General features: G+C 43.6%; 16 protein-coding genes and 1 pseudogene. 8 read left to right on the forward strand and 9 right to left on the reverse strand.

The features are described from left to right. Positions 1-115: 115 nt before the first annotated feature. The 3 genes from AB4154_RS14190 (at position 116) to AB4154_RS14200 (ending at position 4,198) form a co-directional block, all read left to right on the forward strand. The gene (locus AB4154_RS14190) at positions 116-1,987 is read left to right on the forward strand and encodes a PhnD/SsuA/transferrin family substrate-binding protein (protein ID WP_372123341.1); all 1,872 of its coding nucleotides are present in this window, start codon (positions 116-118) and stop codon (positions 1,985-1,987) included. An 11-nt stretch (positions 1,988-1,998) separates the two neighbouring features. Beyond that, positions 1,999-2,601: a response regulator transcription factor gene (locus tag AB4154_RS14195; protein ID WP_048609831.1), complete on the forward strand. Its 603-nt coding sequence runs from the start codon at positions 1,999-2,001 to the stop codon at positions 2,599-2,601. 352 nt (positions 2,602-2,953) lie between these two features. Then, on the forward strand, positions 2,954-4,198 hold the full coding sequence (locus AB4154_RS14200) for a tetratricopeptide repeat protein (protein WP_017066614.1): 1,245 nt from the start codon (positions 2,954-2,956) through the stop codon (positions 4,196-4,198). 237 nt (positions 4,199-4,435) lie between these two features. Here the strand turns inward: AB4154_RS14200 and sstT are convergent, their stop codons facing one another. Next, on the reverse strand, positions 4,436-5,650 hold the full coding sequence (gene sstT, locus AB4154_RS14205; protein WP_017068938.1) for a serine/threonine transporter SstT: 1,215 nt from the start codon (positions 5,648-5,650) through the stop codon (positions 4,436-4,438). Between the two features lie 635 nt (positions 5,651-6,285). Here sstT and AB4154_RS14210 point away from each other — a divergent pair. The 3 genes and pseudogenes from AB4154_RS14210 (at position 6,286) to AB4154_RS14220 (ending at position 8,680) form a co-directional block, all read left to right on the forward strand. Next, entirely contained in the window at positions 6,286-6,606 is a 321-nt protein-coding gene (locus AB4154_RS14210; RefSeq protein WP_372123343.1) for an MFS transporter, read from the forward strand. Continuing rightward, entirely contained in the window at positions 6,607-7,830 is a 1,224-nt protein-coding gene (locus tag AB4154_RS14215; RefSeq protein ID WP_372123344.1) for an HlyD family secretion protein, read from the forward strand. It begins immediately after the preceding gene. A 155-nt stretch (positions 7,831-7,985) separates the two neighbouring features. Then, positions 7,986-8,680: pseudogene (locus AB4154_RS14220) on the forward strand (OmpA family protein). A 56-nt stretch (positions 8,681-8,736) separates the two neighbouring features. Here AB4154_RS14220 and AB4154_RS14225 read toward each other — a convergent pair. Further along, complete coding sequence (locus AB4154_RS14225) at positions 8,737-9,744, reverse strand: AraC family transcriptional regulator (RefSeq protein WP_017072401.1); 1,008 nt, start codon at positions 9,742-9,744, stop codon at positions 8,737-8,739. 284 nt (positions 9,745-10,028) lie between these two features. Between AB4154_RS14225 and AB4154_RS14230 the strand changes: the two genes are divergently transcribed. Next, on the forward strand, positions 10,029-10,997 hold the full coding sequence (locus AB4154_RS14230; protein ID WP_017072402.1) for an alpha/beta fold hydrolase: 969 nt from the start codon (positions 10,029-10,031) through the stop codon (positions 10,995-10,997). Positions 10,998-11,145: 148 nt separating this feature from the next. Then, positions 11,146-11,337, forward strand: coding sequence for a hypothetical protein (locus AB4154_RS14235; RefSeq protein ID WP_017072403.1), 192 nt, complete (start codon positions 11,146-11,148; stop codon positions 11,335-11,337). Between the two features lie 330 nt (positions 11,338-11,667). Here the strand turns inward: AB4154_RS14235 and AB4154_RS14240 are convergent, their stop codons facing one another. The 7 genes from AB4154_RS14240 to malT form a co-directional block, all read right to left on the reverse strand. Next, on the reverse strand, positions 11,668-12,201 hold the full coding sequence (locus AB4154_RS14240) for a DUF4136 domain-containing protein (protein WP_136973656.1): 534 nt from the start codon (positions 12,199-12,201) through the stop codon (positions 11,668-11,670). Positions 12,202-12,588: 387 nt separating this feature from the next. Continuing rightward, positions 12,589-13,653, reverse strand: coding sequence for a ribosome small subunit-dependent GTPase A (gene rsgA / locus AB4154_RS14245; RefSeq protein ID WP_017072405.1), 1,065 nt, complete (start codon positions 13,651-13,653; stop codon positions 12,589-12,591). A 507-nt stretch (positions 13,654-14,160) separates the two neighbouring features. Then, positions 14,161-14,619 carry a copper chaperone PCu(A)C gene (locus AB4154_RS14250; RefSeq protein WP_017068936.1) on the reverse strand — a complete coding sequence of 153 codons (459 nt, stop codon included), beginning with the start codon at positions 14,617-14,619 and terminating at the stop codon, positions 14,161-14,163. An 83-nt stretch (positions 14,620-14,702) separates the two neighbouring features. Continuing rightward, entirely contained in the window at positions 14,703-15,299 is a 597-nt protein-coding gene (locus AB4154_RS14255; protein WP_004732104.1) for an SCO family protein, read from the reverse strand. Further along, positions 15,296-15,736 (reverse strand): hypothetical protein, encoded by a 441-nt coding sequence (locus tag AB4154_RS14260; protein ID WP_372123346.1) that lies wholly within the window; start codon positions 15,734-15,736, stop codon positions 15,296-15,298. The genes AB4154_RS14255 and AB4154_RS14260 overlap by 4 nt, the downstream gene beginning before the upstream one ends. Before the next feature lie 203 nt (positions 15,737-15,939). Then, positions 15,940-16,860: a DUF368 domain-containing protein gene (locus AB4154_RS14265; RefSeq protein WP_017064236.1), complete on the reverse strand. Its 921-nt coding sequence runs from the start codon at positions 16,858-16,860 to the stop codon at positions 15,940-15,942. Positions 16,861-17,421: 561 nt separating this feature from the next. Then, positions 17,422-20,130, reverse strand: a complete 2,709-nt coding sequence (malT, locus tag AB4154_RS14270; protein ID WP_017061867.1) for an HTH-type transcriptional regulator MalT — start codon at positions 20,128-20,130, stop codon at positions 17,422-17,424. Between the last annotated feature and the right edge of the window lie 141 nt (positions 20,131-20,271).

Raw genomic sequence — 20,271 nt, forward strand, 5'->3', positions numbered from 1 at the left:
CGCGATGAACCTTATTTAAGGCGCTCAAGCATGAGCTAAGCGCGAAACACGCCGCTGACATAAAATGAATCGAGAATAAATTGAATAAACAGTCCGTTTGGAGAAAGAGATTTCAGTGACAGTCAGAAACCTAATGACAATCGTTGGCCTTTGTTGGTTGAGCCTAACCGCAGGCGCGTGTTTGGCGGCTCAATCGGAGCAAGAGATTGCAACGACAAGCACTGTTGAGTCTGAGCAAATCATAGAAGTTGGCGTGTTGGCGACTCGAGGTAAGCTTTCCGCTCAGCAGCGTTGGCAGCCGACAATGGATTGGCTGTCTGAGCGCATTCCCGGAAAACACTTTGTTCTCAAGCCTTTCAACTTGGAAGAGATGGCCGAAGCGGTAAAAGATGTCACTGTTGATTTTGTTATCACCAACCCCGGTCAGGCGGTTCGATTAGGACGTCAATACGCGCTCTCTTGGATGGCGACCATGACCAGTCACAATTACGACGATCAAGGTGTGAGCAGCACGCGCAGTATCGGTTCTGCATTAGTGGTCAGAAGAATGTCACCGTATATCTCGTTTGAGCAACTTAGTGGAAAGCCGATTGCTGCTGTCTCTGAAAATGCGTTTGGCGGTTACTTGACTATGCGTTACCAAGTAATGCAACAAGGGCTCAACCCTAATCACTTTTTCTCTAATACTCAGTTCTTGGGTTTCCCTATTGATGCCAGTTTGTACCAACTGCGAGAAGGACACATTGAGGCGGCAGTCGTCCCTGCTTGTTTGGTTGAAAACATGATCAGTGAAGGTTTGCTGGTGGCTGGGCAATATCGAATCATCGGTAATCAAGCGCCTGAAGGCTTCCGATGCCAAGTGTCTACACCTCTGTATTCTAATTGGTCGTTTGCCAAAACAGAACGAGCCTCTTCGGCACTGGCTAAACAAATGAGTCAGGTGCTGTTTTCGATGCCAAAGAGCAGTGCACCAGCCATTGCAGCGAATGCATCGGGCTGGACTTCACCGACAAGCTTGCTGTCGATCGACAAGCTATATCAACAACTCGACATGCATCCACTGCAACAACCTTGGTGGAAAGAAGCGTTAATCTGGCTCAAGTACAATCAACAGTGGGCATGGGCGTTCTTTATTCTCGTGGTGTCTCTGAATGCTTACCACTTCTGGCTAGAATACAAATTCAGTCGCAGCAAAAAGCAACTAGAAGCGACGCTGTACAAGCTGAAAAGTAAGAGTGAACAGCTAGAGCACTCACAACGTATCGCGGTAGTTGGTGAACTGGGAAGTAGCTTGGCACACGAGATTAATCAGCCTTTGGCAGCTATTCGGAATTATAGCGAAGGTGGTTTACTGCGGATTTCGAAGAACAAACCGCTGACTGACATAGAGCCTGTATTTGAGAAGATCCAGTCGCAAGTGGACCGTGCTGATGCGATCATCCAGCGCTTAAGAAACATGATCAAAAAACGCTCATCAGATAAATCTCAAACTGATATAGAAGCTCTTCTTACAGATACCATCGAGCTACTGCAATTTCGATTACAGAAACACAAGATAACCATTGAACGTTATGTCGTGGGTAAACCTATCACGCTACATGTTGACCCCGTCGGATTGCAGCAGGTGGTTGTAAATTTGATCAACAATGCGACTGATGCGTGTAATGCTCAGATGCATCGCGAACAAAGCGCTACGTCTGATATTGGTAACAAAAACAACGAACCATCGACAATTAAAGTGATTACCGAGTATCAACCGGATAAAATAATGTTGTCGATTATCGATAACGGCACCGGTTTAGATTTCACTGAACAAGAAGTGACTCAAGCCTTTGTGAGCAGCAAAGAAAATGGCTTGGGGCTTGGGCTCGCGATTTGCCAAGATGTTATTGAAGATCACAGTGGTCAAATGACGATCACGTCACTCACCCCACATGGATGTCATGTTGCGGTGACACTGCCTTTCTCTCTTTCAAATGATTCATAAGGAATCTTGTTATGTCTGAACTTCATCAAAGGCTTCCTGTCTATGTGGTTGATGACGATGAGTCGATGCGCGATTCGTTGGTGTTCTTATTAGAAGAGCATGATTTCACTGTGTCAGCTTTTGAAGATGGCCCCAGTTTTTTAGACTCAGTGGACTTGAGTGCGCCGGGTTGTGTGGTTTTAGACAGCCGAATGCCAGAGATGAGAGGGCAGCAAGTTCATGAGTTGATGGTAAAAGCGCAGAGCCCACTGTCGGTGATTTACCTGACGGGGCACGGTGATGTGCCAATGGCGGTTGAAGCCTTACAAGCCGGCGCGGTGAATTTCTTTCAAAAGCCAGTTAAAGGCAATGAGTTAGCTGAGGCGATCAAGCAAGGTTTGGACGCTTCAGAAAAGCACTTACACATGAATGTGTATCGCCAAGCGTACGCGTCGTTAACCGAGCGTGAGATAGACATCCTCAAACAAATTATCGACGGTAAGCGTAACCAGAAAATAGCCGATGAATTGTGCATTGCCATGAGAACAGTGGAAGTACACCGAGCAAGCTTGATGAAGAAATTCTCAGCGAAGACGGTTGCCGAGTTGGCTTACATATACGGTCAATTGACCTAGGTATAGAGCTATTCCTGTAAGAGAGTTGTACGGCAGTTGCACGAAATTGTTGATGGGAAAAACATCAATTTCGTCACCAAGCTTTAGGACTTTCCTGATGAAAGGCAGCCTTCATAATTTATCTATATTGAAGCAAGATCACATCGTCTATGGACTGCATACGGATTGAACCTCCTAGGCTTCTTATCGCAATGTAATCCTGAGATACTGAACTAAGTTCATTTTAAGGCGGAACGTGCCAGTAACTGCACTTTTCCCTGTAATTCGAAACATAACATTCACTATGGGTAGAACACACTCTCAACGTCGAGTCTTGTATCTGCCGAGTTAGGTTAAATATTTTATGAGTACAATGGGAATCGCAATTGGTGCGACGGCTCTTTCGTTAATACTTGTCGCCGTGTGGCTGATCTCTTTATCGCTAAGAAAGCAGCGCTTGGAACAAGAACGTAAGGCTCGTGCTGTCGCTTACCGAAAAGCGATTGAAAAAGCGCGCATACAAGAGCAAAAAGAGCGTCACTTCAAAGCCGAAACCGGTCATGTACCGTCGATTCTGTATTTGGCAAAAGAAGCTGAACGTAACAATATAAAGGAAGCTCTGTATTGGTACGACAAAGCGGCGCAACTCGATAATATCAATGGCATGTACGGCATTGTGCGCCTAAGCATGAAGCGTAAAGAAGACCTCATTTTAAGAGAGAAAGCCAACTTTTGGCAGCTAGCAATCTCTGCTTTAGACAATGACGTATCGGCGAAATTCGAGATGGGCAAAGCGCTCGTCTTTGGTCGTGGAACCGATAAGAACATCCCTAAGGGTTATACCTATATTGAAGAGTCTGCGGCTGGTGGTAATACTGAAGCGATGCTGTTCATTGGTGACTGGTGTCTAGATAAAGAAAACCCAGACTACTCTGCCGAAAGCTCTGTCGAGTGGTACCAAAAGGCCGCGGAAAAGAATAGCTTAGACGGCAAGATCAAACTTGGTATGAGTTATTTGAACGGTGTGGGTGTTGAGCCTAACCATGGCGAGGCTGTTTACTGGTTTGAGACGGCCGCAGAAAAGAACAGTGCAGAAGCGATGTTTAGAGCAGGTGAAGCTTGGATTGACCATGGTGAACACGGTAATGCCATTGCTTATATCTGGCTATTTCTATCGGCTCATTTTGGTTACTCAGAAGCCAAGCATTTGAGGGATAAAGTAGGCGGTGAACTCGGTGTGGATGCCGTCGTGGGCTTACAAGCTCTGACTAAACCGATAATGACCAAGCTGACACAAGAAGCAATCACTAAGCACTCAATCATTAAGGCGCTCAACAAGCTCTACAAACGCAATGTCCCTGTCCCTAAGAAGGTTAAAGAAGCGTCCGATGAAGAAGGTGAGGAGTTAAATGTCGATGGTAGTCATTTAGAGACCAAAGCGTCGAGTGAGCAAGGTTCTAACGTCGATTACAGCCAGCAGGCGACGCCAAACCATGATAGCGGTGCTGCGAATCAAGGGTCATCCAGCGATCAAGCAACGCATAACAAAGAAGCAAGCCCTAACTCTCTAGATTTCAGTCAGGCAGCCGTGGATCCAAGCTGGAAAAGCAACCACTAAAACGTGTTGGTTAGCTTTGATGAGTTAGACAAGAATGACTGAAGCTGTGAAGCTATAAATCTATAAAGCTATAAATCTATAAATCTATAAATCTATAAATCTTCTAACCGTAATCTAGAAAACCAAGACAACAAAAAAGGGAAGCGAATGCTTCCCTTTTTATTTGTGTGCTATTTGCTTTTAGAGCTTAGAGCTTAGAGCTTAGAGCTTAGAGCTAAAGCCTAATACCAAGAGCTGTTAAGCTTTGTTTTGCTCAGCTTTACATACAGCCGCAGTGAACACTACGTCAGTTGAGCTGTTAAGCGCTGTTTCAGCAGAATCTTGAATCACACCAATGATGAAACCAACCGCTACAACCTGCATCGCTACATCGTTTGAGATACCGAATAGGCCACAAGCTAGAGGAATCAGTAGCAGTGAACCACCGGCAACGCCTGATGCGCCACATGCTGAAATTGCAGCAACAAGGCTTAGTAGAATCGCAGTGAAGATATCAATCTCAATACCCATTGTGTGTACAGCTGCAAGCGTTAACACAGTAATGGTGATTGCAGCACCTGCCATGTTGATGGTTGCGCCTAGAGGGATTGATACAGAGTAAGTGTCTTCATCTAGCTCTAGCTTCTTACAAAGGTTCATGTTCACTGGGATGTTTGCAGCGCTTGAACGAGTGAAGAATGCCGTTACACCAGACTCACGAATACATTGCAGTACAAGTGGGTATGGGTTCTGTTTTGTCTTTACAAAGACAAGCAGTGGGTTAACGACAAGAGCAATGATAAGCATTGAGCTTAGTAGAACCGCTAGCAGTTGACCGTAGCTTGCTAGTGCATCGAAGCCCGTTGTTGCGAATGTAGCCGAAACAAGACCGAAGATACCGAATGGCGCAAGACGAATAATGAAGCGAACAATGTGTGAAACACTGTGGCTAAGGTCTTCGAAAACCGCTTTGGTTGTTGCAGATGCGTGGTGCAGTGCAAGACCAAGACCGATTGCCCAAGCAAGAATACCGATGTAGTTCGCGTTCATTAGTGCGCTAACTGGGTTATCTACAAGCTTGAATAGAAGCGTATGAAGAACTTCTGCAATACCTTGAGGAGGGTTAGCACCTTCAGCGCCAGCAACCAGTGTCAAAGTGGTTGGGAACATGAAGCTCAGTACTACAGCAGTCAGTGCTGCAGAGAACGTACCAATCAGGTAAAGCACAATGATTGGACGCATATGAGTATGCTGACCTTTCTTTTGGTTTGCGATAGAAGCTGCAACAAGAATGAATACTAAAATTGGGGCAACAGCTTTCAGAGCACCAACAAACAGACTACCTAATAGGCCTGCATCTTGAGCTGCTGAAGGAGAAACCATGGCGAGAACGACACCGAAAACAATACCAGCAAGGATCTGTAGAACGAGATTTCCACGAGCGATGCGGGCGAGCATGTTGTGATTTTGCATAAAATACCTGCAATTGTTAATTTATTATAGTGATGTATTTTTTATAAAGTTGTACCAAATCCAACTATACACTAGTGGAATGGGCGGTCATATTAGCGGGATCTAAGAGGGTGTCTAGGAATAGTTTACTTTTAGGGTGATTGTTTGCGCTGCGTGGTGTTTTTAGAGCTAAATGTTAAATTTTTGTGCTTTTGTTGAGGTATAAGTCTGCTGAATAATGTTCCATTGGCTTAATGTTCTAGTATTTATGGTGTGTAAACCATTACTGATAAAAACATTGTGTTCGGAAATAGCTGCCTAAACTTGTATAGGTAAAAAAGCCACTTCAACAGACATCATAGACATCACCTACTTTGCTTAATCTACGTTGGTGCATGACTTGCCATGTTTTGTCGTTATCTAATCTTTCTATCGGCATTCCCACCTACTTAAGCAGCGTTAGCTGTGAATCTCATCAGCTCTCCTTAATAGCGTCAGGCTACTGAACTTAATACCTTGCTACTTTGATATATCGCACACCTTATCTGGTGATTTATATCATCATGTTATTTGATATGACGTAATTTATCTAAAATTGCCGTTGTAAGTGGGTGGCATATATCCTGTGTTGGTCTTAATTTACAAGAGTATGAGCAATGAGTTTAATCAGTATCCCTTATGTAGAAACCTCTGCAGATACCGTTTTACATATAGCAGCCGCTATCGTGCTGATCAGCGCCATAGCGGCTGGCCTGTTCGGTTTTTGGAAGCTTCACGAGATCCCTATTCAAAAGGCTCATAAGACTGACCACCATCAGATAGGGTTGATTACCGCGCTCACTTGGATTGGCTTCATTTGGCACTGGGTGTGGGTGCTCGCCATTATCATTGCGTTTGTAGATTTTGAAAAAGCCATTATCCGACTGCGTGATTTATGGAATTCTCCGGCTCAAGTTAATCAATCAGAGGATGTCTAAATGTTAGAAGGTTTAGCGGTTTGGTGTTTGTTCATCTATTTATTAAGACTTGTTGGCATGCCTTGGAACACAGGGACTAAAGCATTCGCTTATCTAGGAGGCAGTGGTTGGTTGTTATTTGTGTGGGTAGGATTAATTAACTATACACCAATGGATTTGTTGGGAGGCTCTGTGGTGCAGTCTCCTCACATTCAGCTTCGCCCAACCTCAACCAATGTCTCGGGCAAGGTCGACCAGATTTATATCACCCCGAACCAACGCATTGAGAAAGGGCAGTTAATCTATGAGATTGAAAACGAGCCTTATCAAATTGCTTATGAACAAGCGAAGATTTCGCGCGACTCGGCAAACGTAGCGGTTAGCACTGCGGCTGAAGAAGTAAAAATCGCTGAATCCAGCTATCAGGCAGCGTTACATGATTTTGAAATGACACAAAGTGAGCTTTCAGCTGCTCAGTCAAATAGAGACTTACAGAAAAGAACGTTGAAGCGTTATCTTGAACAAAACCGAGTCGTGCGTAATACGATCACTGAAAGCATGATTGATAACCAGCAAACGGTCGCCGATTCTGCTGTGTACACTGTGGCCAAGCTTGAGTCACAGCTGAGCAAAAAGAAATCTGATGTAGAGAAAGCCAAGCTACAAATAACCAAAGCGGAACTCTCGGTTGAATCCCGTCAGTCAGACTTTAACGAAACAATTCAGAAGGTGAATAAAGCAAAATGGGATCTTGATAGCACCAAGATTTATGCACCCGCTGATGGCTTTGTGACTAACTTTATTCTTCGTGAAGGTCAGCTTGTTTCTAGAGTTCCACGATTGCAGATGTACACCAACGAGAAATACGTATTGATGAGAGTGAATCATCAAGCGATTAGAAATGTTAAACCGGGTCAATTGGCTGAATTTACAACGCCAGTTTATCCAGGGAAAGTATTCACGGCAGAGGTTGAAGGTATTATTGAAGCAACCGGCGAAGCGCAAAGTAACTTGCTTGGCTTTGACCAGAATGTTCGCTCTACGACAGGCAAGAACCTACAAAACAAACATCACTTTGTTAGGTTGAAAGTCTTTGAACCTGAAGGCTATAGCGTACCAGTCGGCTCGGTTGGTTTAGCTTGGATTAGCGGAGAAAAGCCAACAGAGCTTATGGCGTTTCTTGATGTAATACGTGGAATAATTTTACGTATGAAGTCGCAGCTCTACTACTTCTACTCTTTCTAGGTCTAGAACCAGAGTTAATTCGGTTATTTAATTCCGAATTATTCAAAATAAGATTATTAATGAAATTACGGGCCACAGTCGTGGTCTGTAATTTTAATATGTTTGCTATTCAGTGAATATTTAATCGAAAGTCTAAATTTAACTGGAATATATTTATGCTATTCATATCTTCTGAAATAAAAAGATGCATTAAACCTATTATCTCTCTGTTGCTATTAACGAGCTTGGTGGGCTGTCAGGCGACTCAACGTCAGGACGCAACGACTGGTGAGATGGAAACGAATTCCACAACAAAAGGGACTGCGATTGGTTCTTTGTCTGGTGCTGCGATTGGTCTCCTGTCTGGAGATAATTCAAAAGAACGGAAAAGAGAGCGTTAATTGGGGCAACGGCTGGCGGTCTCATCGGTGGAGGAGTCGGCTACTCACTGGATAAACAAGAGGAAGCTTTGCGTCAGGAGTTGCTAGATTCAGGCGTTCAAGTAAAGCGTGTTGGTGAAAATGAGTTAGTGTTGGTGATGGAAAACGGCATCGGTTTTCGCTCTGGTGAATACCTACTTGAAGCGACGGTATACAATTCATTGAATGGTGTTGCGAGAATATTGGTCGAGTACCCAGATTCGTATTTGCAGATCAAAGGCTATACCGACAGTACTGGCAATGATGCTTCTAATCAGCAGTTGTCTGAGAAACGTGCTGATTCAGTAAAAGCTTACTTAGTGAATCAAAAAGTGAAAGGTGGACGAATCAGTACCAGCGGCCTTGGTGAACGTTACCCTATTTGTGACAATGCAACCGAAGACGGAAGAGCCTGCAATCGCCGTGTCGAGATCAGTATCCAAGCCATCTAGCGAGGTGATGCAACCTTTCTCATCCGCAAGTAGAGACACTCTGCGGATGTTTTATTTTATTCCAATGATTTGAGATATTGCTTGGGTGTCATGCCTCGATGCTTCTTAAACATATGCGTAAAGCTATCGAGATGGTTATACCCTAAACTGCTTGCAACTTCTTCGACTGGTATTGATTGGCTTAGCATTTTGACCGCTTTGTTGCTTAAGACAAAACCACACATTTCGGTAAAGTTGTGGCCATATTTATGGAATCTACGTTGAAACTGCTGAATTGATAGGCCCAACAGGTTCGATACTCTTTCGAGTGTCGGTAAACCAAAATGACATGAGTAGTTGATGGCTTCATAAACTAACTTAGTGTCATCGCTAGGATCGGGCATGTCTAAACATCGGTCCAAATCCTCAAAATTCAGCGAAAAGGTTTGCTTGGTATCTTGATTATCAGCCAGGTTTGCCAAGCGTAAGCTGGAATGAAACCAGATCTCTGTTTGATGATGATTCCACGCGACATCACAGCCAAAATAATCTTGATATAGTTTCTCATCCGCACGCTCTCCTGAAAGTAGTACGCGCATCGGAGCAAAGTCTGCCCCAAGGTATTTTTTCAATATTTTTGACATCAAAACAGCGACTCTAATACTGTCATGAACGTCTAAGTGTTCTGCATCATACTGATTGTTGTAAGTCCACTTGATGATAGACCCCGCAGGTGCAGCAACCCAAAAAGCACCGGATTGAATACACCCCATGCCGTAATTTACCTTTCTTATCGTCGACATTAAGTCATGACCAGAGAACATCCATTGGCCTAATCCGCCCAAGTCTTCGACCCGGAAATGGCGCACAGCCTCGAGCATAAAGTTTGGATTTTTTGTATAGCATTCGAGTTCTTCATAAAGCTGAAATACCTCAGAAATGGGCAACAGGTTCATTGTGTGATTAAACGCGGATTGGGGAATTGTCTGTGGGGAGATTGGATCTGAATAATATTGATTACATACGTTGTAATACAAATTCATCAGGCTATTTACCCTTATAAAGTAAGTTGTGTTGATAGTCATTGATCCATCCAAACCTCTGTGAATTAGGTCATAAACATAGCATAAATGACGTAATTTAACGAGTTTTAACAGACCCCAACGATGTTAGTTAACATCAAATATATCGGTAAAGTAGTGGCGATAATATTAGTAATAATGGTGTTAACTACAATTATTGATAGCTGTAAATACTGAGTTGAGTAAACCCCAATACTATTTTTGAGAACCAGAAATAAATTGGATGGAAATTTTTAATCATGGTTTCAGCGTCTTTTAACTTCAGAGAATTAAATAGAGATTAATTAATGACACATACTCCTAAGATAGAAAAAATTAGCGTGTTTGATCGTATTAACGCATCGGCACTGATGTTATTGACTTCTGAATATAAAAGCTTGGAGCAGTTGCGAAGAAAAAACGACTATCCAATGTTCCCAACATTTGAAACGACACCATCCATGCCAATAAAGCGAACCAAGATAAATGGTGTCGATATTCGATACGCACATTCTGAAGCGATTGGTAAACCGACTCTTGTGATGCTTTCCCCTTTTCCTCAAAGCATTCTTGCGTATGCCCCTATTTGGAGTGGGTTGGCTGAACACTACAACCTATATGCTTACGATATGCCTGGGTTCGGCGGCAGTGCGGGCGGGATTGAATACATGTCTTTCAAGGCTCAAGGCGACTTTTTAAAAGAATTCTTAAATCATTTGGATATTCAAGAACCACATTTATTGGGGCCTGACGTTGGTATGCCCGCGATCGTTTACTATGTGGGCACATATGACAATGATGTCAAAAGTTTATTGATAGGCGATGGCCCAGCAATTAATCCTTCGTCAAATGCAAGCGCCATCCGAAAAATGGTCGACTCATCGTTTTGGCGCACTGTTTTTAAAGTGACAGGGGCTGGCTCTTTAGTTCAAGGCTGTATCAAGGTTTGCTATACGAACTATCGCCCCAATCAAGAAGAGATTTCCGACTATATTGCTTCTTATCGCAATCGAATTCCTGCCGTCATGCAATGGTTTAAAGATTACCCAAAAAGTCTAGCAACGGTTGATCCATTGCTCGATAAAATAGAGTTACCCACTCAGATATTTTGGGGAGAAAACGATGCAATTCTTTACGTCGATAATGGAGAACGTTTAGCTAAACGCATGTCGAATGCTGAGTTAACAGTATTCAAAGACAGTGGTCATTTTTGTTATCAAGATAGGTACCAAGAGTTTTCGCTAATGGTGAAATATTGGATTGATAAGACGCAATAACAGTTAAATGATTGAGTAAATATGATTGAAATGGAACTACGAGAAGGTTCATGCTCAATAAAAGTGAATGTCGATTTATTGAGCGCCTTTCGAGCTTTTTACCACTTCTATCCTCATCCCTTACCTAAAACTAATCAAGGCATTGTAAATGCAGAAGCTAACCCTTTTAGCGCTAAGTTGTATTCTATTATTAGGTTGTTCTATTAATAAGGCAGCCGAAGAAAAAGACCACTTCGTTGATGATTATATCGAAATTAATAAACAAAATATTAAAGACTTACCTCAGTTGTTAAATGCTATCGCGTTTGAATATTCTAGGTTTGCTAATCAAGCTGAATAGCCGCTTTTGCCCTCGCTGACAATTATGTTTCACGATCCTGTTTTAGAGTCGAGTCTGGTACATAAAGAGCATTTGAGTACGTTAGGCATCCCCTTAAACGTCTCGCTATATATAGACGAAAATGGAGCTCCTAACGTGATTGGAGTGAAACTCGTCACTCGGACGTGAGTTACAGCGTTAGCTTTAAGGTTGAGGGTATATAACAATATGATGCAGCTTTGATCTATTGCATTAGTGGCTTTGGTGCCTTCTTCCTCTAATGCCTAGGCTTCCTCTATCTGCACATTCAATGGCCGATATTTGAAGAAGTTATCACCTAGAAGTTTTCAATCATTTGTACGAAGGGTACTGTTGAAACATTTCAGCGATCTCCTCGTAAATCAGCTCTTCACGTTCCTTAGAACTCATTGAGCGAGTCAATTTTCGGCTTGAATTCGCTGTCCATACAACGATGTTGGTTCTATCATCGATCAGTTCTACAACCAATTGTCCGTACGTCTGTCGGTGATAATTTTGTGGAGTGGACATTCCCCCACGGAAATTGTTCCAACCATAGCCAATACCAACTGACGAGCCGGAAGACACAAGTTCAGATTCTTGCTGAAGTTGGTAGCGGACGTATAGGTCGCCTCCGTCCTCTACAAACGAAACCCCTGTGCGGCTCATTTCTTTAATGATCGCACTTTCAATCCTGATTGAGTCGATACTAATCGGTATTTTGTTCTTCTCTTCTGCCGCAGTCCCGGGCGAGCTGAAATCATAGGTTTTATACATTGAGAAATCGGTTTGCTTATCGAAGTCAGTATTTATTGTAGAGCAGGCAGCTAGAGGAAGCGTTAATAATATGGTGGTTAGACGAAGCATTTTCTATCTCCTTGGAAGGTGGTTTGAAATGAAATTTTCTTCTGAAGGTGATTATACTTGTCCGGTATTCGATACTTTATGTTCGTTATATTCAGTCAATCTGATAGTAAAAGTGACGCGATTAATCGTATTTTAACTTTATTGTTCAAGGGCGAATTATATTGAACTGGATAAAGAGAATCATTAACGTGATGATTAACTCGCTAAGAAAAATTCCAACTATTATAAATGGTGAATTTTTACTTTCGGAAGCAGACGATATCTTAATATCCCTTGTTGATGAGGAAGGGAATTTGTAGATAAAGCCCCACGCGATTGACACGTGGGGCTCGGTGTTTCAGCTCAGCGTTGAGCGATTAACTCAGATTACCGTCAATATCCAACTGCTTAAGCTGAGCCTTTCTTAATATTGCGGCTTTCTGACTGTACGTTTCGGTACATTTTGGAAAGCTGCTTATTGTTAGCGCGTTGCTCTGCAAGAGAAGCGCCGTTTCTTGCTTGCTCTCTCAGTAGCTTTTGATAGTTAGTAAATCGTCTTTCAGACAGTTCACCACTCTCAATGGCAGCCCTTATCTTGCATCCCGGCTCTGATTCATGATGACAATCAGAGAAGCGGCAGTGCATTGCTAACTCTTCGACGTCTGAAAAAGTTTCACTCACGCCTTCAGCGCAGTCTGCAAGTTGTAGCTCTCGCATTCCTGGAGTGTCGAGAAGCAAGCCACCTGATGCGAGCAAGTGGAGTGATCGTGATGTGGTTGTATGACGACCTTTACTGTCGTCTTCACGAATACCACCAGTTGCCTGCGATGCTTCACCTAGCAATGAGTTAACCAAAGTCGACTTACCCACACCAGAAGAGCCCATTAGCGCGACGGTCTTGCCGATTTTACACCAAGGTGAAAGTACTTGGGTTGAGTCTTGATCTAGGCTGTTGACCGCTTCGATCATCAGCATCGGGTCTAAGCTTTGTACCTGTTGTACTTTGTCTTCGTAGTCGTCACACAAGTCTTTCTTCGTCAGGACGATAACCGCTTCAACTTGTGCTTCATTTGCGAGTGCCAGGTAGCGTTCAATGCGACTCAGATTAAAGTCGTTGTTCAATGAAACCACGATAAACACTGTGTCGATATTGGCTGAAATATATTGTTCAGCCACACGACTGCCCGCAGCTTTTCGGCTAAAGAGCGATTGGCGTTCTAGTAAGCGATCGAATTGCAGTTCAGAGTTCAATATTACCCAGTCGCCAACGGTCATTGCCGGTTGGTTTTGGTGGATGGGTAGAACAATTTCACCTTGCTCTGACGCTAATGTATAGCCATTGCGGTGATGTGCGACGATACGAGCAATGACGGAGTGATCATAGTCTTCGAGTGTCAGTTGTTGTTGGAATACAGGTTGCCATCCAAGTTGTTGAAGTGACATTGGATGAGAAAATGCGTTTTGTGAATTCATGTCTATTTACCCAGACGTGCGAGCTTTCTTTTCTTGTGAGAGCATTAAAGTCTTATCAGTGCATTAAAGTCTGATGAGAGCATTAACGCCTTGTAAGATCTCAGGTTGTCGATGAGATCGAAAAGCGTTGGTCAGTTCAAAAAGCGTCGAGACGTCAAAAATGTTTGAGCTTGGGTCGAATTCAAAATCGATAGGACCCCGGATTTGAGTCATGCTTTACAGGCATGCAGATATTGATCACTTACGATCAACAGTAAACCGGGTAAAAGTGTGCGGTAGCCAGCTGATGGCTTAATGTTGGTAGTTCGAGATTAAAGTTTGATTAACCAAACAAATTAACGCGTTACTTTTACTGCCAGTTTTAGTGTTTTCATTACAATCATCTTCTATTCTCCTTGGTTTATTAATGTGTTCAGGCTTTGAATAAAAAGCGCGCTCAGTTTAACAAAAAGCCACGATGGCGAGAAGTCATCGTGGCTTAAATTATTTTATCAATTGTGAATACGATTAATGATGGTCGTGGTTCATCTTTTTCATGCCGCTCATCACTTTCTTCACTGGTGCGTCGAAGGTTTGCGTTTCACCGTTAGCGAAAGTCAGAGTCATCTCGATTTGCTCACCTTCTTTTAGGCTACTTTTTAGGTCGAACAACATGATGTGTAGGCTACCAGGTTTAAGTACCGCTTCACCGTTTGCAGGGATGGTGATCTCTTGAACTTGGCGCATTTTCATAACATCGCCATCCATGATTACATCATGAAGTTCTACTTTACCTGCTGCAGGTGTTGTTGCAGAAACAATAGCGCGATCTTTATCGCTGTGGTTCATCAGAGTCGTGAACACCGCGCTGTTCACTGCTGAAGGCGGGGTTGCACGAGCGTACGCGTCATGAACCATAATATCGCTACTAGCCTGAGCAAAAGGGGTGAGCAATAAGCCTGCTAGAGCAAGTGCTTTTAACTTCATGTTGTTGTCCTTAATTTTTATGTTTTTGGTCTGGGACCTGACTTTTTTTGAACTTTATTGAGTAAGTTCTTTGTTTTTACGTTTTACTGCGTCAGCTTGTTGATAGCCTCAACAATTGGCGCTGGCGTCAACGTGTGCGGTACTTTGGTAATCAAGGTACCGTCGGGCTTTAAAAAATAAAAATATGAGCTGTGGTCTAGGGTGTATTCCAACTCTGAACCTTCCAGCTTGGTCTTTCTGAAAATAACACCGTAGTTGTGTGCAAGCGTGGTTGTCACATCCAAAGGACCACTTAATCCTTCCATCATTGGGTGGAAGTATTGTGCGTATTCGTATGAGGCTTCTGCTGCATCACGCTCAGGGTCGAGAGAGACAAACATCGGGCGAATCTTGGCTTTTGCTTCATCAGAGACTTGGTTAAGTGCTCCGGCCAACATAGCCAAAGAAGTGGGGCACACATCTGGGCAGCGTGTGAAACCGAAGTAAACGATACGAATTCTGTCATCGGTTTGGTCAAAGATTTCCGTTGGTTGGTTGTCTTTGCCGAAAAGAGTCGTTGCGGAGAACTCTTGTTTTGCAGCGTGTTGTTCTTGAACTTCGTTTTGCCCATCAAGATAGCTTTTGACACCAAAGCCAAGTACAAAAGCGACAACCAATGCTAACGACCAATTTCTACTCATCTTGCCATCCTTATTGCAGGGTTTACAGTATCGACACCATCAGTGAGTTCACCGATCCATGTCATTTTATCTAAAGTACATACAGGTAAAATCACATTACCTTCATAGGTATTGTTGCCAATGCTCTTTAATTGAAAACGCGCTGATCCCATTTCCATTTCTAAACCTGTGAGCGATAACATCAGTGTCTCAGATGCAGCACCTTCCCAAACTACCTTTATCTTTGTGGGTAGAAGAGGTTGCGCGGTTTCTCGGTCAAGCGACATTGAAATGGATTCCTGCTCACACGATGTGGTTGAAAGCATGCAGTAATCATCCAAGTTGACGTCGGCAGTTGAGTGCTCCATCGCTGATTTAAACTGCTGAATTGCTTGCGGCCCATAAAAGCCTGCCACGAGAGCGATCCCAACAGCAGCAACCTTTAATGCAGAGTGCATGTCGTGTTCTCATTTAATTTTATAAGAGCGGCGATGTTATCACACCCCTCAATACGTGCTTGTATCAAAAAGCAATTTTGTGCGTATGGTAGAACTAAAAAAGCGAAGCCATTGGCTTCGCTTTTGTCTGTTTAATAGATATGTGAGCTTAGTATTTCTAAGTTCTATCCATTTTGAACATGTTCCAGAAATACGTTGAATGATTAGTCAGCGTTACGCTCTGCGAACTTCTCCAGGCCTAAAACCAATGCAATCGCAGCAAACATCATCACAATCGCCATGACCAACTGAGAAGGCTGAGAGGTTACCGCTTCAAAATCAAACGGTGATAGGTTTTCTTGAATCAGAGGAACTTGTTCACCTTTTGAGTTTGTGCGCCAGCTGATGGTCTCTTTCCAAGGCCAGATCTTAGGCAGCGTACCGATCATCAAACCGGTTAAGAATACCAATGTGAAGTCGCGGAATGAACGCAATAGCCAAGACAGTACATGTGAGAAAGTCAGCAGTCCGATCACACAGCCCGCAAGGAATAGCGCAAGTACATCGACTTGAAATGATTTAACGGCGCCAAGCACGGGGCCATACATGCCAATTAGGAGCAGAATAAAGCTGCCTGAAATACCGGGTAAAATCATCGCGCAGATAGCAATCGCACCCGCAATCAATACGTTGATGCTGGTTGGTTCCATTTGCAGCGGTTTAAGCACGGTAATGCTATAAGCGAAAGCAACGCCAAGCAGCAAAAACACGAAGCGAATCATATCGCGTTTCTCTACTTGCTTAAGAATATGGAAAACCGAGACCAAGATCAGGCCGAAGAAGAAAGACCACAGTGGAACAGGGTGGGTGACTAATAACCAAGAAATCAATTTTGCGAATGTCGCAATGCTCGTGAATACGCCCGCGAACAGTGAAATTAGGAAGAAACCATTGATGTGATTAAACGCGGCTTTGAAGCCTTCGCGTTTCCATAAGCCAAGTACGCTAGGGTTAATTCTGCGAATGCTTTCTAGCAGCGTATCGTAGATACCAGTGATGAATGCGATGGTTCCGCCCGACACGCCAGGAACAACGTCTGCTGCGCCCATAGCCATGCCTTTGAAAAAAGTACTTAAGTAGTTCATTGCTTCATAGAGTTGAGGATGATTTTGTGCAGTATACAAACTTTAGTGTAAAAAAAGTATGAATATGCTTTTGGGGAAGGGCTTTTATTACTCTCTTAACTGTAAGGCAATAAGTTGAAGTGAACATTTGCCTAACATTTAAAATACAACCACTTAGTAATTTGTCATTAACAGCAGAGATGAAACTGATCTCTTATCGATATTGCATCTTGGTTGCATTATGCAAATGCACTTTGCAATTCGCATGACAAATTCATGGTTTTTATGCGATGCAGGGCTTATAAAACGTCGAATAAAAGTTGGCACGCTAACTGCATTATGTATACTGACCCTTCTTAAGCCGAGGGTCACCTAGCCAACTGACGTTGTTAGTGAACTTATGATTTGTTCACAAATATATGAGCCAATCGCGATTATTGCGGTTGGCTATTTTTTTGCTTGTCATTTGGTGATTGTCTTTTTTCATTTCCCGTTCCTACACTTTTAGGCTCTAAACTTCAGATGAAAAAAAGCCAGCCACCGTCGGTGACCAGCTTATGTTTTCTCGAATTTCGAATCCGTTTAGTAACCCATTAACTGCAACAAATTCTCTGCTGTGCTTATCGCTTCTTTACGGTTAGCGATGTTGAGCTTCTGATAAAGATTTCGAATGTGAGTTTTGATCGTGGTGCCTGCTACATCCAGTTCTTGAGCGATTTGCTCGTTACTGAAGCCAGAGTAGATCAAGCCCAGTACCTGCCATTCACGTTGAGTTAGTGGGCTGGTACGTACAAGTTCAGGAATGTTTGGGTGATTAACCAAGTTTTCAACAAAGTCTTCATCAAAGTGAACTGAGCGGCTGCGTTGGGTCGCGGAAATATCTTTCATGATTTGTTGTGCGCGGTGACGTTCTAAATCACCTAAGCCTGGCTTGTTGCTCAACTTATCCAAGATATGCCCGATAGTCCCACCGTCTACCAAGAAGTTACCGACCATACCGGTTTGGTTAGTCATATGAAGCGCTTCTTCGAGTAGTATTCGTGCGCTGTCTTCATCGTTAATTTGTGTACGTAACACGGCTTCAACGATCAAGTTGCGGTTGGTGTCTGTAATCAGGTGCGAACGCTGGGCTTCACTCTTAAGGAAGGTCAGCGCTTCTTCTGCGTCTTCATACTGCTCAAGGATGATGTGAGCACGAACGATGTTTCGCCACTGAAGTTGGCAGAAGTGGTTACTTGCCGATTCAGGTCGAACAGCCACACTCAGCCAATCACGGATAGCTTCTTTATCGCCTTTTACTTGCCAGAACAGAATCAAAGAAAGAGAAGCATTTGCCGTCCAATCTACGTGGTAAGTCGATTGACGCAATAGGTGCTGAATCTGGTCGATAAATTTCGACGCTTTATCAATCTCACCACGGCTCAATGAAATACGAGCCAACATAGAATAGCTGTGCAGGTGTTTACTCGGAGAGTGGTGACCAAGGATATCTAAGCCTTTGTAGCAACACTCTTCCGCTTCATCTAGTCGGTTCCAACACCAGAAGATCTGAGCGCGAACACGCAGCAAGAATTCGTGCAGAGGTACGTATTGCAGCTGATGTTCTTCAATCAATTTGAATGCACTGTCTTGTAGCTCAAATGCAGCTTGAACATAACCTTGAGCAATCAAGATTTCGCTTTGTTGCAGAATCGCCCACAGGGCCTGATGGTAAACCTGATACTGACGTGCCAGTTTTTCTGTCTGTTGCATCATTGGTAGCGCACGGCTTAGGTTACCCATTACGTGATTCACTTCGCCCACAACCGAGGTTGCGACAATGCGGCTACGATAAACGGTGGTGTTCAACTGACTCAACGAAAGCTCAGCCAATTCCAATGCTTTCTCAGGCTCATTGCTGTTGATGGCAACTTGTGCGCGTAAGGCGTTGTATTGGCCTTGCTGCTGAGTATCGAGTTCAATGTTTCGCGCTTGATATTGAGTCTCAGCCTCTTCCAACAAAGTACCCACTTGGTCATAACGGTGCTGACTTTGTGCAAGCCAAGCGCGCAACATCGAAAGCTTTGGCTCACTGTATAGTTGATCTGTGGTTAGCTGTTTGATCGCCATTTCTAATGACGAAAGCTCACCTTGGTTGAACATCGGCCAACCGTGCTCAGTCAGGATTTGAATGATCAGTTCTGGATCTTCAGCGCGCTGTGCGTGACGTAGTGCTTGGTGTGGTGTGTTTTGCTTGATCCACGCTTTTGCAGCACTTCGATGCAGTTCAGCTTCTTGCTGAGGAATTCGAGCTTGGCGCTCATGTGCGAGGAATTCACCAAACAAGTTATGGAAGCGATACCAGTTCTTTTCACCTTCAAGCGGGTAGATGAACAAACCAAAACGGTTGAGTGATTCGATCATACCTAACGCATCTTCACGCTGTGTAAGTGCACACACAAGCTCATCGTTGAAGTGATCAAGCACAGAACATTGCATCAAGAACTGTCGGGTTTCTTTGTCTAGCAGGTCGAATACTTCTTCAACCAAGTAGTCCCAAAGATGGGCGTGGTTAAAGTGAGAGAATGACTCTGCGGACTGTGCAAGAGTGCGTTTTTGGTGTTGTGCTTGTAGCGCGATAAGTTGTAGTGCAGAAGGCCAACCTTCTACATAACTACAAATGCTATCTGCCGTGGTGTCATCAATGCCGTCGGCTACGCGTTGGTTGAAAAAGCGTGTGGTTTCTTCGGTATCAAACGCCAACGAGTCATTACCTAATTCGATCATTAAGTCACGAACGCGGAGGTTTGCTGTACCAAGTGGTGGCGTACCACGACTGGTGACAACCAACGTTAGGTTATCGGGCATGTGTTTGAGGAAGAAGCGCATGGCTTCGTGGATGTCGTCATTGTTGACCAAGTGATAGTCATCCAACACCAGAAAGCACTCGTGATGGAATTCCGACATCTCGGCAAATACTTCACTTAATAAAGAATGCAGCGATGAAAACTGTCGCTTTTCTGCCAGTTTTTGGGCATTCGGACAGGCATTTTGAGTCGCTTTATTAAGTGATTGAAGTAGGTAGTTGATAAAGCGGAAGGCATCATTGTCGCTATCATCAATGCTGTACCAACCCACATTAGGTTTATCTACCAACCATTGTGCAGCCATGGTGGTTTTGCCGTAGCCCGCTGGAGAGCGGAACAACACAAGCTTATAGCAATCTGCATTGTGAAGCAGATCGAGAACCCTAGGTCGTAGGATTGCATTATGTAAGCGGCCGGGACGAGTCAGTTTCGAAGGGATCCACATATCGAAGTTTTACACCTATTCCGTGGCTATGTTCTGGAATATCCCAATCTATCGTTGAGTGCACTCCAATGACATGAGCCTAATTACTTAAGTCTTTACTCATATTACGTGAAGCCAAACGTTACCGACTACGATCCTCCT

It is taken from the genome of Vibrio sp. 10N.286.51.B11, from assembly GCF_041469245.1.
In the GTDB taxonomy this organism is placed as follows: domain Bacteria; phylum Pseudomonadota; class Gammaproteobacteria; order Enterobacterales; family Vibrionaceae; genus Vibrio; species Vibrio crassostreae_C.

Bases quoted from the DNA above. Each gene is read 5' to 3' on its own strand.
- AB4154_RS14195 (WP_048609831.1), top strand. From the start codon at position 1,999: ATGTCTGAACTTCATCAAAGGCTTCCTGTCTATGTGGTTGATGACGAT.
- AB4154_RS14200 (WP_017066614.1), top strand. From the start codon at position 2,954: ATGGGAATCGCAATTGGTGCGACGGCTCTTTCGTTAATACTTGTCGCC.
- sstT (WP_017068938.1), bottom strand. From the start codon at position 5,650: ATGCAAAATCACAACATGCTCGCCCGCATCGCTCGTGGAAATCTCGTT.
- AB4154_RS14210 (WP_372123343.1), top strand. From the start codon at position 6,286: ATGAGTTTAATCAGTATCCCTTATGTAGAAACCTCTGCAGATACCGTT.
- AB4154_RS14215 (WP_372123344.1), top strand. From the start codon at position 6,607: ATGTTAGAAGGTTTAGCGGTTTGGTGTTTGTTCATCTATTTATTAAGA.
- AB4154_RS14225 (WP_017072401.1), bottom strand. From the start codon at position 9,744: ATGACTATCAACACAACTTACTTTATAAGGGTAAATAGCCTGATGAAT.
- AB4154_RS14230 (WP_017072402.1), top strand. From the start codon at position 10,029: ATGACACATACTCCTAAGATAGAAAAAATTAGCGTGTTTGATCGTATT.
- AB4154_RS14235 (WP_017072403.1), top strand. From the start codon at position 11,146: ATGCAGAAGCTAACCCTTTTAGCGCTAAGTTGTATTCTATTATTAGGT.
- AB4154_RS14240 (WP_136973656.1), bottom strand. From the start codon at position 12,201: ATGCTTCGTCTAACCACCATATTATTAACGCTTCCTCTAGCTGCCTGC.
- rsgA (WP_017072405.1), bottom strand. From the start codon at position 13,653: ATGAATTCACAAAACGCATTTTCTCATCCAATGTCACTTCAACAACTT.
- AB4154_RS14250 (WP_017068936.1), bottom strand. From the start codon at position 14,619: ATGAAGTTAAAAGCACTTGCTCTAGCAGGCTTATTGCTCACCCCTTTT.
- AB4154_RS14255 (WP_004732104.1), bottom strand. From the start codon at position 15,299: ATGAGTAGAAATTGGTCGTTAGCATTGGTTGTCGCTTTTGTACTTGGC.
- AB4154_RS14260 (WP_372123346.1), bottom strand. From the start codon at position 15,736: ATGCACTCTGCATTAAAGGTTGCTGCTGTTGGGATCGCTCTCGTGGCA.
- AB4154_RS14265 (WP_017064236.1), bottom strand. From the start codon at position 16,860: ATGAACTACTTAAGTACTTTTTTCAAAGGCATGGCTATGGGCGCAGCA.
- malT (WP_017061867.1), bottom strand. From the start codon at position 20,130: ATGTGGATCCCTTCGAAACTGACTCGTCCCGGCCGCTTACATAATGCA.